Raw genomic sequence first — 12220 nt, 5'->3', positions numbered from 1 at the left:
TGCGTTAAGGCAGCGCTTCTCAACAGTGATGACGCGGGTTTCTGCCGATTAATCAGAAAAGTGCCGTGACGTCGTCCCCACTCTGGCGTCCTTAACTTGTCAGCACCCGATAAAACGCCGACAATTCAGTCATGAATAGTAAAACGGAGGCACCTATGTCCACCTCGTTTTTTGTCGCCGCCGACTGGCTGGCGGAACATATTGATGACCCGGAGATCCAGATTATCGACGCCCGCATGGCGCCCGCCGGGCAGGAGGCCCTGCGCGATATGGCCGCGGAGTACCGCGCCGGCCACGTGCCGAACGCGCTGTTTTTCGATATCGAGGCGCTGTCCGATCACACCAGCCCGCTGCCGCATATGATGCCGCGCGCCGAGGCGTTTGCCGTGGCCATGCGCGAACTGGGCGTCTGCAGCGATAAGCACCTGGTCGTCTATGACGAAGGCAATCTGTTTTCCGCCCCGCGCGCCTGGTGGATGCTGCGCGCCTTTGGCGTGGAGAAAGTGTCGATTCTGGCCGGTGGGCTGGAGGGCTGGCGTCGCGACGAGCTGCCGCTGGAACAAGGGGTGCCGGAGGTGGCCGAAGGAGAATTCGACGTGCGGTTCGATCCTCAGCAAATTAAGCGCCTGACCGACGTGCTGCTGGTCAGCCATGAAGGATCAGCGCAGATTGTCGATGCGCGTCCGGCTGCCCGGTTTAACGGCCAGGCTGACGAACCGCGCCCGGGCCTGCGGCGCGGGCATATCCCCGGCGCGCTGAACGTCCCGTGGACGGAGCTGGTGATTAACGGCGAGCTGAAGACCGTCGACGAGCTGAACGACATCTTTTTGCGTCAGGGCGTCGATTTTGATCGGCCCATTATCGCCAGCTGTGGGTCCGGCGTGACGGCGGCGGTGGTCGTGCTGGCGCTCACCACGCTTGGCGTGAACGGCGTCTGCCTGTACGACGGCTCATGGAGCGAATGGGGGGCGCGCAGCGATCTGCCGATTGAACCGGCTCCTGCCGCTCAGTAAACGCCGCATGGCCGCGGACATCCCGTCCCGCGGCCACTAAATAATTTCTGATTTTCTCCGCCTCATTCTCCTGCAAGTCGCTAAACCAGCTACTCTGTGCGGCCGCAGGGCTTGCGCCTGCCGTGTTGGCTTTATTGCCGCCCACTCTATAAGGAAATTGAATGATGGCTTTTTCATTAGCGGATCTCATGGATGTCGTACACAAGCACAACCGCAATCCCACCCCGAAACCGATGCCCGTAGACGAAGTGGATCGCCTGCGCGTCCGGAAATACCGTGATCCGCAAAATAGCGAAACCGTGGCGCTTCCGGAGAGTCTGAAAGCGCTGCTGGCCTACGATTGCCAGCTGACAAGCCCCTACGGTCAACGGGTGCTGGAATCGGTTCTGAACGCCATTGATGAACATGGCGTCCTGCTTTCCGACTCGCTGGATGAAGAGGCTTATTATATTAATGGCCTTGATATGATCGGGCTGGATTTTGAAGAGCTAATGCCCGTCTGGAACGACGATCCGCGTCTTCCTGCCCTGATTCGCCTCTGCCATCCCGGGGATCAGCAGGTATTTATCTACGTCACCGAGCGTGATGAACAGGGTGAATATCCTGTCGTCCGCTTCGAGGGTAAAGAAAATGAGCTTTGGCTGGCAGAATCGTCGCTGATTGAATATTTGCAGGGGATTTTTACCGGTGGAAAGGAGAGCCACGACGAATGGCAGCATCAACAAGCCCTCAACGAGTCACGCGATGGCGCCTTGCTGGAGCTGGAATATATTCATGAGGATCTTTACGCCAGGCTCGAAGGTTGTCCTGACTAATTCACCATCTCCCACCGATAGCGCGATTACCGCGCGCCGTCGGGGCCAGCGCCAGGATTGAGCGTTTAATCTATAACCTGATGGCACCACAAGGAGTGAAAATGGCATTAGTCTCCAACCCACATTCTGCTTATTCCCCGCGCCTTCCCTGGCTGGGAGGCATAGCTGGCCTGCTGGTCGGCGGCGCAATCCTCTATTTTTGGCCGCAATGGAACCGGACATGGTTAAGCCTGGTTCCTGCGCCCGTTTCCGTTTATACCCGCTTTCTCGGCGTCACTTTGGAAGACGTCCCGCTGATCACCTATGGTCATCAGGCGCTGCTGGGTTTTCTGATGGTGCTGCTCGCCGGGCTGGTAGCAGCGCTACGCTATCTGCTGGGAGAGGAAAGGTGCCGGGCCTGGCGCGGGGATATGGCGCTCTTCAACGGCGTCGTCACGCTGTGCGTGACGGGATTTCTGCTCTATAACATGGTGTCAGCCTATCCGCGGATCGTTGCCGCCCTGCATTAACCTTTGCAACCCCGCTTTTGCATCGAGCTGAAAGCATACCGAAACCGGGGGCAGCCGCCCCCGCTGTCAGATAATACGGTTTTGTTTGAAATCGCGCAGGAAGCTGCCCCAGCGCTTTTCATAGAACGGCGTGATATGGGCAATCATAAAGTGGCTGATGCCCTTCTCGCCTTCCACCACCTGGCAAATATCGATCGGCTCATCGCCGGGCAGGGTATCGGTGGCCACGCTGCCGGTGGTCTGAATGATGGACTCGATATCCCCTTCCGCTTCAATGCCGATCAGCAGATTAGCGGGCGCGTCGGCGTGCTCTTTGATCGAGCACAGGAACGCCCGCTTGACGGTTTTCAGCGTTTTGAACAGCGTGGTCAGCGAATCCACCATCTGCGCCGGCGGCTCGGCGACTTCAGACAGCAGCAGCGCTTCCCCCCCTTCAAGCACCGTCTGGGTGCTGAGCGGGCTGCCCTCTTCCCCGAGCAGATGGCTGATTTCGCGCGGGGTAAACGCTTTACCGTTCGGCAGCTTCGGGTTGAGGAACAGCGATTCACCGAGAGTCATCGCCATCAGCGTGCGGGCCGGCATCATCACGAAAGCCTGTTCGTCTTCCACCGCCTGCTGCAGGGCCTCAAGCGAAGTGAAGAACGGAATGACCGACGTACCGTCATCTTTTTCCCAGTGCTGCAGATCCAGCGCGCTATCTTCGACAATCTGCTCGCCATCGGCTGCGCGGCCTGGTACCCAGACGGTGGCCTCAAGCAGCGCGCTGAAAAATGCCGGACGATGAGCGGGCTCGGTAGCCGCTTTTTCCAGCAGGGTTTCTAATTCGTTTTTGGTTTCGGACATAGTTTGGCTACTTCAAAAATCGCCCGGCGGCGCTACGTCCGCACGGGCCTGCGGATTTTCCAGGCCGGGTAAGCGTCGCGCCACCCGGCAAGGCCATTACTCAGCCGTCAGCAGATTGGCGATAGTACGTACGCCAAGCCCCGTCGCGCCCGCCGACCACTGCTCAACGGCAGATTTGCGGTAGGTTGCCGAACAGTCGATATGCAGCCAGCCCTGGTGGTAGTTTTCCACGAAATGGGACAGGAAGCCCGCCGCGGTGCTGGCGCCGGCCGGATAGGCGGCGCTGCCGGTATTGTTCAGTTCCGCGAAATTAGACGGCAGCTGATGACGGTGGAATTCGGCCAGCGGCAGACGCCAGAACGCTTCATTTTCCGCCTGAGCGCTCGCCAGCAGGCGATTCGCCAGCGCATCGTCAAAGCTGAACAGCGCGTGGTAGTCGTTGCCGAGCGCGGTTTTCGCCGCGCCGGTCAGGGTGGCGGCATCGATGATCAGCTCCGGCTTCTGCGCCGAAGCGTCAATCAGGCCATCCGCCAGCACCAGACGACCTTCGGCGTCGGTGTTCATGACTTCGACGGTTTTGCCGTTGCGATAATGAATAATATCGCCCAGTTTGAAAGCGTTGCCGCTGATCAGGTTGTCGGCGCAGCACAGATAGAGCTTCACGCGCTTGTTCAGCCCGCGGGTAATAGCGAAGGCCAGGGCGCCGGTGATAGTCGCCGCGCCGCCCATATCGGATTTCATTGAATCCATAAAGGCGCTCTGTTTGATGCTGTAGCCGCCGGAATCAAAGGTGATGCCTTTACCTACCAGACAGGCATATACCGGGGCTTCTTTATCGCCGGTCGGGTTATAGTCCAGCGCCAGCAAAACCGGCGGGCGCTCGGAGCCGCGGCCCACCGTGTGCAGGCCGAGATAGCCCTGCTCACGCAGATCTTCGCCTTTGGTGATGCGATAGCTCATCTTCTCGCCCGCCACGCTGCACAGCAGGTCGACGGCGCGCTGCGCCAGCTGTTCCGGGCCCAGCTCTTCCGCCGGCGCATTGATGGTGTCGCGCACCCAGTCAATAATGGTCAGACGGTTATCCAGCTCGCTTTTCTGCGCATCGTCCAGCGTCGGCCATTCAACTTTACGGGTGCCTTTCGGGCCTTTATAACCCGCCCAGAACGCCCACGCGCGGTCGGTGTTCCAGCCTTCGCCGCTTAACGCGACATGCTTGATCCCCATGCCGTCAATTTTACGCGCCGCGCGCTGAATCAAGCCCAGGTCGTCTTTGCCGTTGAGATGCAGGGCGATGCCGTCATGATTAATGCTGTAAGACGCCTTTTCTCCCCAGCGCGCATCGGCTGGCTGAGTGGAAAGCGTAATCTTCATGGCTTCGGTCATTATCATTATCCTTCTTAGCAAACGGGCCACCGTATGGCAGCCCGTAACGTTCTCTCGCTCAATGATTCATCCGACTTTATACCGCCGCATAAATCATGATGCGAAAATTATTCGGCTTCGTCTAACCAGACTAACAGAATCGCCTCGAGAATTTTTTCATTGGATGCGTTCGGGTCATCATCAAACTCTTCCAGATCGCAAATCCACTGATGCATGTCGGTAAAGCGAACGGTTTTTGGGTCGAGGTCAGGGTAAGCGTCATACAGCGCTTCGCCGATTTCACGACTGTCGGTCCATTTCAGTGCCATATTAGTGCTCGCGTGCGTGGTTGATGGTGTAACGCGGGATCTCAACGACCAGATCTTCGTCAGTGACGCGCGCCTGGCAGCTCAGGCGGCTGTCAGGCTCCAGTCCCCAGGCTTTATCCAGCATATCGTCTTCATCTTCGGTACTTTCCGCCAGCGAGTCAAAGCCTTCACGCACGATGCAGTGGCAGGTGGTGCAGGCACAGGATTTTTCGCAGGCGTGTTCAATCTCGATGCCGCTACGCAGCGCCGCATCCAGAATAGTTTCACCGGTCTCAGCTTCCACAACGATGCCATCCGGACACAGGTCCTGGTGGGGCAGAAATACAATTTTTGGCATTTTAAACCTCGTCCACGGATTGGCCTTTCAGCGCGATACGGACCGACTGATCCATACGGCGGGCGGCGAATTCCTGGGTTTGTGTGTCGATATTTTTAATCGCTTCTTTAATGGCGTCGGCGTCGTCGCCTGCCGCGGCGGCGCGTACCTGCTCCGCAGCGGCATCGATAGCCTGACGCTCCGCGGCGCTTAACAGCGCGGCGTCGGCGGCCAGCGCGCTTGTCAGGCTCTCCAGGACGCGTGCGGCTTCCACTTTCTGTTCAGCCAGCATGCGCGCCTGAATATCCTGTTCGGCGTAGCTCATCGAATCTTTAATCATGGTGGCGATTTCGCCATCGGTCAGACCGTAAGACGGTTTCACCTGAATAGAGGCTTCCACGCCGGTCGACTTTTCCATCGCCGTGACGCTCAGCAGGCCATCGGCGTCCACCTGGAAGGTGACGCGAATATGCGCCCCGCCCGCCGGCAGCGCCGGGATACCGCGCAGCGCAAAGCGCGCCAGGGAGCGGCAATCCTGCACCAGCTCACGCTCGCCCTGCATCACATGAATGGACATCGCCGTTTGGCCATCTTTGAAGGTGGTGAACTCCTGGGCGCGGGCCACCGGAATGGTGGTATTACGCGGGATCACTTTCTCCACCAGGCCGCCCATGGTTTCCAGCCCTAACGACAGCGGGATAACGTCGAGCAGCAACAGTTCGCTGTCCGGCTTGTTGCCGACCAGAATATCGGCCTGGATCGCCGCGCCAATGGCGACGACTTTGTCAGGGTCGATGGAGGTCAGCGGGGTGCGACCGAAGAAGTCGCCGACGCGCTCGCGCACCAGCGGCACGCGGGTGGAACCGCCGACCATCACCACTTCCAGCACCTCTTGCGCCTCAACGCCAGCGTCTTTCAGCGCCCGGCGGCAGGCCATTAACGTGCGTTTTACCAGCGGGGCGATGAGATCGTTAAACTGGCTGCGAGTGATATCGCCCTGCCAGCCGCCGACCTCAACGTGCGCCACCTCGGCATCGCTAAGGGCGATTTTCGCCGCGATGGCGGCATCCAGCAGCTCACGCTGCAGGCGGTTGTCGCTACGGTCGCTGAAGCCCGCCTGCTCGCGCAGGTAGTCCGCCAGCAGATGATCGAAATCATCGCCGCCGAGGGCCGAGTCGCCGCCGGTGGCCAGCACTTCAAACACCCCGCGGCTTAAGCGCAGAATAGAAATATCAAAGGTGCCGCCGCCGAGATCGTAGACCGCAATCACCCCTTCCTGGCCGGAATCAAGGCCATAGGCGATAGCCGCCGCGGTCGGTTCATTAAGCAGGCGCAGCACGTGCAGACCCGCCAGGCGCGCCGCGTCTTTGGTCCCCTGACGCTGGGCGTCATCAAAGTAAGCGGGGACGGTGATGACCACGCCGTCGAGCTCGCCGGCCAGCGCTTCAGTGGCCCGGGCGGCCAGCGCTTTCAGGATATCGGCGGAGACGCGAATCGGGTTCAGCAGGCCGCCGGCGGTCTGGATCATCGGCAGGCCGTTTTCACTGGCCTGCAGCTGATACGGCAGATGCGGATAGCGATGTTGGATATCGGCGAGGGAGCGCCCCATCATCCGTTTCACGGAGCTGATGGTATTGGCGGGATCCTGGGCGGCGTTCAGCCGGGCGTCATAGCCGACGGTCAGCCCCGATGCGTGGTAATTCACCACCGACGGCAGCAGATAGCGGCCTTGATGATCGGGCAGAGTCTCGGCCTGGCCGCTACGCACGGTAGCCACCAGAGAATTGGTGGTGCCCAGGTCGATACCGGCCGCCAGACGACGCTGGTGCGGCGCGGCGCTCAGGCCGGGCTCACTAATTTGTAATAAGGCCATAATTGCTTCCGAAAATTAAAAATCGAGCAGTTTTTCTTCGAGTTCTTCAGCACTGCTGCGCAGTTTATCGAGGAAACGGAGCTTACGAACCGTGTCCGCCGCCGCCTCCCAGCTCTCATTATGCAATTGGTCAACCATCAGCTGATGGCGGGTATCAAACAGCGCTTTCACTCGTTTGATAAAGCCTTCCAGCCGCGCTTCGTCTTTCGCCTGGCCGATCTCATCCAGCTCTTCGCGCAGCTCCAGCTGTTCCATCAGGAACGCGGTATCGCGAACGGTATGCTGCTCGCTGGCCAGATCGAAGCCATGCAGCGAGAGGAGGTATTCTGCGCGGGTCAGGGGATGGCGCAGCGTCTGCCAGGCCTGGTTAATGGTGGCGGAATACTGAACCGCCGCAAGCTGTTCCGCAGCGGGCGCGCTGGCAAATTTATCCGGATGGTACTGGCGCTGCAGATCCTGATACCGGACAGCCAGTTGTTCAAGCGAGAGGGTATAGCTGGCTGGTAACCCGAAGAGGGTGAAATAGTCCATAGTAACCTCAGGGTCATGCATCTAAACGAAAACCCCACGCGCGGCGTGACCGCGGTGGGGTTGGGGAGTACCGATTATACGTTAAAGCTTTCGCCGCAGCCGCACTCATCTTTGACGTTAGGGTTAGTGAACTTGAACCCTTCGTTAAGGCCTTCTTTGACGAAGTCCAGCTGCGTGCCGTCGAGGAATTGCAGACTTTTGCCGTCGATCACGACCTTCACGCCTTTGTCTTCAAACACGGTGTCTTCAGCCGCCGGCTCGTCAACAAACTCCAGTACATAGGCCATACCTGAGCAGCCGGAGGTTCTCACGCCCAGGCGCAGGCCAAACCCTTTTCCGCGGTTTGCCAGGAAGGCATTGACTCGCGCTGCTGCACTGTCGCTAAGAGTAATCGACATAACAAAACCTCAACTAATTATTTTGCTTCACGTTTGCTTTTGTAATCCGCAATCGCGGCTTTAATCGCGTCTTCCGCCAGAATAGAGCAGTGAATTTTCACCGGCGGCAGCTCCAGTTCATCGGCGATATCGGTGTTCTTGATCGCCTGCGCTTCGTCCAGGGATTTACCCTTCACCCACTCGGTGACCAGAGAGCTGGAAGCGATAGCGGAACCGCAGCCGTAGGTCTTGAAGCGCGCGTCTTCAATGATACCTTCATTGTTGACTTTAATCTGCAACTTCATCACGTCGCCGCAGGCCGGCGCGCCGACCATGCCGCTGCCGACGTTCTCGTCGCTGTTGTCAAAAGAGCCGACGTTGCGCGGGTTCTCGTAATGATCGATAACTTTTTCGCTGTAAGCCATGATGAATTCTCCTTATTGGTGCCGAATTAGTGATGTGACCATTCAATACTGTTCAGATCCACGCCCTGTTTGAACATTTCCCACAGTGGAGAAAGCTCGCGCAGACGGCCAATGGATTTACGAATCAGGTTGATGGCGTAGTCAATCTCTTCTTCGGTAGTGAAACGACCTAAAGAGAAACGAATAGAACTGTGCGCCAGTTCATCAGTCATGCCTAACGCGCGCAGCACGTAGGATGGCTCAAGGCTCGCGGAAGTACAGGCTGAACCGGAGGAAACCGCCAGGTCTTTCAGCGCCATAATCAGCGACTCGCCTTCAACATAGTTGAAGCTGACGTTAAGAATGTTCGGCGCGCCCTGCTCGAGGTCGCCGTTGAGGTACACTTCTTCCATATCCTTCACGCCGTTCCACAGACGGTTGCGCAGCGTGCGCAGACGCGCCATCTCGCTTTCCATCTCTTCTTTGGCGATACGGTAAGCTTCACCCATGCCGACGATCTGGTGAACAGGCAGAGTACCGGAACGCATACCGCGCTCGTGGCCGCCGCCGTGGATTTGCGCTTCGATACGAATACGCGGCTTACGACGCACGTACAGCGCGCCGATGCCTTTCGGACCGTAGATTTTATGACCGGAGAAGGACATCAGGTCAACTTTCAGCTGGCTCAGATCGATAGGCAGCTTGCCCACGCTCTGGGTGGCGTCTACGTGGTAAATGATACCGCGGGCGCGACACATCTCGCCGATGGTTGCGATATCCTGCACCACGCCGATTTCGTTATTCACATGCATGATGGAAACCAGGATGGTGTCGTCACGCATCGCCGCTTCCAGCTCTTTCAGATCGATAATCCCGTTGCTCTGCGGCGCCAGGTAGGTCACTTCGAAGCCTTCGCGCTCCAGCTGACGGCAGGTATCCAGAACCGCTTTATGCTCGGTTTTGCTGGTGATGATGTGCTTGCCTTTTTTCTGATAAAAGTTGGCTGCACCCTTGATCGCCAGGTTGTCGGATTCAGTCGCACCAGAGGTAAAGACGATTTCGCGCGGGTCGGCACCGACCAGCTCGGCAATCTGATTGCGGGCGATATCAACCGCCTCTTCAGCCTGCCAGCCAAAACGGTGGGAACGGGAGGCCGGGTTACCAAAGGTCCCGTCCATGGTCAGGAACTGCATCATTTTCTCGGCAACACGCGGGTCCACCGGCGTGGTTGCGGAGTAATCGAGGTAAATCGGTAATTTCATTGCTCTTAAACTCCGTACATCACTCAATGCAAGGAATCAGGCAACCGGCTTGATGTACGACCGAGTACACGGAATGTCGGAGCATCCCGGCCTGATTCTGAAAGCTCTTTATAATCGTTGTCCCGCCGTTTCGCGCTGCCTCGCCCTGTCAGCCGCAGCCCGAAACGGGACGGGTCACTCAGGCGCGCAGCTTAACGTCGATCGCGTCCTGGGTGCGCGCATTGCGCTGGGTTTCGTGCTGATGCTGACGACCGGAAACATCGAGGATCTCCTGGTTATTCACCAGTTCCCCGAGGGTGATATTGTTCAGGAAGCCGGTCAGGCGTTCGCTCAGATCGCGCCACAGCGCGTGAGTCAGGCATTTATCGCCGCCCTGACAGCCGCCCTTGCCCTGGCAACGGGTGGCGTCAACGGATTCGTCCACGGCGCTAATGACTTCGCCGACGGCGATACTGCCGGCATCTTTACCTAACAGATAACCGCCGCCTGGGCCACGAACGCTGGAAACCAGGCCATTTTTACGCAGGCGAGAGAACAGCTGTTCCAGATAGGAAAGCGAAATTCCCTGACGCTCTGAAATATCTGCCAACGGCACCGGGCCCGTTTCAGAGTTGAGCGCAACGTCAAGCATCGCGGTCACGGCATAACGCCCTTTAGATGTCAGTCTCATGTCTTACTTAACCTCAAACTCGCCCCTGGCCGGGCTTTTTATTAATATGGGTATTGCATAGCAGGGCCAAGTCTGACATTCCCGAGTAATTTGGTCAACTATTTACTTGACTGTTTTAGTCAGGTATTTGGCTTTCCGTGCCGTTTTCCTTCCGCGTTGCCGGGCGCCCTCACCCCGGCCCTCTCCCACCAGGAGATAGCAAGGGCCGCGTGATTTGCATGCCGGATAAGCGCAGCGCCATCCGGCATCAACGCGGTTACTTGCCTTTATTCTGCTGGTCAATCGAGGCCAGCATGCCGCGCAGGATGTTCAGCTCCTGGCTTTCCGGGCGCGCACGAGTGAACAGACGACGCAGTTTGTTCATCACCTGCCCCGGATGATTCGGGCGGATAAAGCCCGTCGCCAGCAGCGTCTGCTCAAGATGACCGTAGAAACGCTCCAGGTCATCTACCAGCGGGTACGGCGCTTCTTCGTGCTCAACCGCCGGCTGCGCTTGCTCCTGCGCCGCCAGCCAGGCCATCCGCACTTCGTAGGCGATAACCTGCACCGCCATCGCCAGGTTCAGCGAGCTGTACTCCGGGTTGGCGGCGATGGCCACATGGTAGTGACACTTCTGCAGTTCGTCGTTGGTCAGGCCAACGCGCTCGCGGCCAAACACCAACGCCACCGGCGCATGCTGGCCTTCGGCGATGCTTTTCAGGCCGCATTCGCGGGGATCGAGCATCGGCCACGGCAGCGTGCGGGAGCGCGCGCTGGTGCCAACCACCAGGCTACAGCCCGCCAGCGCTTCATCAAGGGTATCGACGATCTGCGCGTTGCCAATGACGTCGCTGGCGCCCGCGGCCAGCGCAATGGCCTGGGAATCAGGTTTCACCAGCGGATTGACCAGCCACAGGTTGGTTAAGCCCATGGTTTTCATCGCGCGGGCAACGGAGCCCATATTGCCGGTGTGGGAGGTTTCTACCAGTACGATTCGAATATTTTGCAGCATTATGGTTCTTCGGCTAAAGATTATTCGGGCATGCTACCATAAAACGGAGACATAAGCAGAATTCGCTGTTATTATATGCGCCGTTTTTTCCCGTTCTTTAACATCCAGTGAGAGAGACCGATGCATCCGATGCTGAACATCGCCGTGCGCGCCGCGCGCAAGGCGGGTAATTTAATTGCCAAACACTACGAAACGCCAGACACCGTAGAAACCAGCCAGAAAGGCAGCAATGATTTTGTGACCAACGTCGATAAAGCCGCCGAAGCGATTATTATCGAAACCATTCGCAAATCTTACCCGCAGCACACCATTATCACCGAAGAAAGCGGTGAACACGCTGGTGAAGAGCAGGATGTTCAATGGGTTATCGATCCACTGGATGGCACCACCAACTTCGTTAAACGTCTGCCGCACTTCTCTGTTTCCATCGCCGTACGCATCAAAGGCCGTACTGAAGTCGCGGTGGTTTACGATCCGATGCGTAACGAACTTTTCACCGCGACCCGCGGCCAGGGCGCGCAGCTGAACGGCTACCGTCTGCGCGGCAGCAACGCTCGCGACCTCGACGGCACCATCATCGCGACCGGTTTCCCGTTCAAGGCGAAGCAGCACGCCACCACTTACATGAATATTCTCGGCAACATGTTCACCGAATGCGCCGATTTCCGCCGCACCGGCTCCGCCGCGCTGGATCTGGCCTACGTTGCCGCCGGCCGCGTTGACGGTTACTTTGAAATTGCCCTGAAACCATGGGATTTCGCCGCAGGCGAGCTGATCGCCCGTGAAGCAGGCGCTATCGTTTGCGACTTCACCGGCGGTCATAACTATATGCTGACGGGCAACATCGTTGCCGGTAACCCGCGTGTGGTGAAAGCGATGCTGGCGAATATGCGCGAGCAGCTGAGCGACGCGCTGAAGCGTTAAT

General features: G+C 58.2%; 15 protein-coding genes. 4 read left to right on the top strand and 11 right to left on the bottom strand.

Annotated elements, in window-relative coordinates; translation table 11 throughout:
* Positions 1–155 precede the first annotated feature (155 nt).
* The 3 genes from sseA to ABLU95_RS08360 all read left to right on the top strand — a co-directional run bounded on the left by sseA (position 156) and on the right by ABLU95_RS08360 (position 2337).
* On the top strand, positions 156–1013 hold the full coding sequence (gene sseA / locus ABLU95_RS08370; RefSeq protein WP_023290638.1) for a 3-mercaptopyruvate sulfurtransferase: 858 nt from the start codon (positions 156–158) through the stop codon (positions 1011–1013).
* 164 nt (positions 1014–1177) lie between these two features.
* On the top strand, positions 1178–1828 hold the full coding sequence (locus ABLU95_RS08365) for a DUF5066 family protein (RefSeq protein ID WP_232689651.1): 651 nt from the start codon (positions 1178–1180) through the stop codon (positions 1826–1828).
* A 101-nt stretch (positions 1829–1929) separates the two neighbouring features.
* On the top strand, positions 1930–2337 hold the full coding sequence (locus tag ABLU95_RS08360; protein WP_101881300.1) for a hypothetical protein: 408 nt from the start codon (positions 1930–1932) through the stop codon (positions 2335–2337).
* Between the two features lie 66 nt (positions 2338–2403).
* On the opposite strand, the gene sseB is transcribed toward ABLU95_RS08360, so the two are convergent.
* From sseB to trmJ, 11 genes are all read right to left on the bottom strand, one after another.
* Complete coding sequence (gene sseB, locus ABLU95_RS08355; protein ID WP_023290641.1) at positions 2404–3180, bottom strand: enhanced serine sensitivity protein SseB; 777 nt, start codon at positions 3178–3180, stop codon at positions 2404–2406.
* 96 nt (positions 3181–3276) lie between these two features.
* Positions 3277–4563 (bottom strand): aminopeptidase PepB, encoded by a 1287-nt coding sequence (gene pepB / locus ABLU95_RS08350; protein WP_023290642.1) that lies wholly within the window; start codon positions 4561–4563, stop codon positions 3277–3279.
* A 107-nt stretch (positions 4564–4670) separates the two neighbouring features.
* Positions 4671–4871: a Fe-S cluster assembly protein IscX gene (gene iscX / locus ABLU95_RS08345; RefSeq protein WP_002913954.1), complete on the bottom strand. Its 201-nt coding sequence runs from the start codon at positions 4869–4871 to the stop codon at positions 4671–4673.
* A 1-nt stretch (position 4872) separates the two neighbouring features.
* Positions 4873–5208 (bottom strand): ISC system 2Fe-2S type ferredoxin, encoded by a 336-nt coding sequence (gene fdx / locus ABLU95_RS08340; protein WP_004201872.1) that lies wholly within the window; start codon positions 5206–5208, stop codon positions 4873–4875.
* Between the two features lies 1 nt (position 5209).
* Positions 5210–7060: a Fe-S protein assembly chaperone HscA gene (gene hscA, locus ABLU95_RS08335; RefSeq protein ID WP_023290643.1), complete on the bottom strand. Its 1851-nt coding sequence runs from the start codon at positions 7058–7060 to the stop codon at positions 5210–5212.
* A 15-nt stretch (positions 7061–7075) separates the two neighbouring features.
* Positions 7076–7591: a co-chaperone HscB gene (gene hscB, locus ABLU95_RS08330; protein WP_023290644.1), complete on the bottom strand. Its 516-nt coding sequence runs from the start codon at positions 7589–7591 to the stop codon at positions 7076–7078.
* 74 nt (positions 7592–7665) lie between these two features.
* Entirely contained in the window at positions 7666–7989 is a 324-nt protein-coding gene (gene iscA / locus ABLU95_RS08325) for an iron-sulfur cluster assembly protein IscA (RefSeq protein ID WP_002913979.1), read from the bottom strand.
* 17 nt (positions 7990–8006) lie between these two features.
* Positions 8007–8393, bottom strand: coding sequence for a Fe-S cluster assembly scaffold IscU (gene iscU, locus ABLU95_RS08320; protein WP_002913991.1), 387 nt, complete (start codon positions 8391–8393; stop codon positions 8007–8009).
* Between the two features lie 26 nt (positions 8394–8419).
* A complete protein-coding gene (iscS, locus tag ABLU95_RS08315) occupies positions 8420–9634 on the bottom strand; it encodes a cysteine desulfurase (RefSeq protein WP_017900428.1) in 1215 nt (404 codons plus the stop codon).
* A 178-nt stretch (positions 9635–9812) separates the two neighbouring features.
* A complete protein-coding gene (gene iscR, locus ABLU95_RS08310; protein ID WP_002913993.1) occupies positions 9813–10304 on the bottom strand; it encodes a Fe-S cluster assembly transcriptional regulator IscR in 492 nt (163 codons plus the stop codon).
* A 256-nt stretch (positions 10305–10560) separates the two neighbouring features.
* Positions 10561–11295, bottom strand: coding sequence for a tRNA (cytosine(32)/uridine(32)-2'-O)-methyltransferase TrmJ (gene trmJ, locus ABLU95_RS08305; protein ID WP_023290645.1), 735 nt, complete (start codon positions 11293–11295; stop codon positions 10561–10563).
* A gap of 120 nt (positions 11296–11415) precedes the next feature.
* Between trmJ and suhB the strand changes: the two genes are divergently transcribed.
* Entirely contained in the window at positions 11416–12219 is an 804-nt protein-coding gene (suhB, locus tag ABLU95_RS08300) for an inositol-1-monophosphatase (RefSeq protein WP_002913995.1), read from the top strand.
* Position 12220: the final 1 nt, after the last annotated feature.

This window comes from Klebsiella sp. GG_Kp146, assembly GCF_040061975.1.
GTDB classification, from domain to species: Bacteria; Pseudomonadota; Gammaproteobacteria; order Enterobacterales; family Enterobacteriaceae; genus Klebsiella; species Klebsiella quasipneumoniae.
This window is presented reverse-complemented; position numbering and strand designations above follow the sequence as displayed.

What these genes read in the sequence shown, in the direction of transcription:
- sseA (WP_023290638.1), top strand. Translation starts at nt 156, where the DNA reads ATGTCCACCTCGTTTTTTGTCGCCGCCGACTGGCTGGCGGAACATATT.
- ABLU95_RS08365 (WP_232689651.1), top strand. Translation starts at nt 1,178, where the DNA reads ATGGCTTTTTCATTAGCGGATCTCATGGATGTCGTACACAAGCACAAC.
- ABLU95_RS08360 (WP_101881300.1), top strand. Translation starts at nt 1,930, where the DNA reads ATGGCATTAGTCTCCAACCCACATTCTGCTTATTCCCCGCGCCTTCCC.
- sseB (WP_023290641.1), bottom strand. Translation starts at nt 3,180, where the DNA reads ATGTCCGAAACCAAAAACGAATTAGAAACCCTGCTGGAAAAAGCGGCT.
- pepB (WP_023290642.1), bottom strand. Translation starts at nt 4,563, where the DNA reads ATGACCGAAGCCATGAAGATTACGCTTTCCACTCAGCCAGCCGATGCG.
- iscX (WP_002913954.1), bottom strand. Translation starts at nt 4,871, where the DNA reads ATGGCACTGAAATGGACCGACAGTCGTGAAATCGGCGAAGCGCTGTAT.
- fdx (WP_004201872.1), bottom strand. Translation starts at nt 5,208, where the DNA reads ATGCCAAAAATTGTATTTCTGCCCCACCAGGACCTGTGTCCGGATGGC.
- hscA (WP_023290643.1), bottom strand. Translation starts at nt 7,060, where the DNA reads ATGGCCTTATTACAAATTAGTGAGCCCGGCCTGAGCGCCGCGCCGCAC.
- hscB (WP_023290644.1), bottom strand. Translation starts at nt 7,591, where the DNA reads ATGGACTATTTCACCCTCTTCGGGTTACCAGCCAGCTATACCCTCTCG.
- iscA (WP_002913979.1), bottom strand. Translation starts at nt 7,989, where the DNA reads ATGTCGATTACTCTTAGCGACAGTGCAGCAGCGCGAGTCAATGCCTTC.
- iscU (WP_002913991.1), bottom strand. Translation starts at nt 8,393, where the DNA reads ATGGCTTACAGCGAAAAAGTTATCGATCATTACGAGAACCCGCGCAAC.
- iscS (WP_017900428.1), bottom strand. Translation starts at nt 9,634, where the DNA reads ATGAAATTACCGATTTACCTCGATTACTCCGCAACCACGCCGGTGGAC.
- iscR (WP_002913993.1), bottom strand. Translation starts at nt 10,304, where the DNA reads ATGAGACTGACATCTAAAGGGCGTTATGCCGTGACCGCGATGCTTGAC.
- trmJ (WP_023290645.1), bottom strand. Translation starts at nt 11,295, where the DNA reads ATGCTGCAAAATATTCGAATCGTACTGGTAGAAACCTCCCACACCGGC.
- suhB (WP_002913995.1), top strand. Translation starts at nt 11,416, where the DNA reads ATGCATCCGATGCTGAACATCGCCGTGCGCGCCGCGCGCAAGGCGGGT.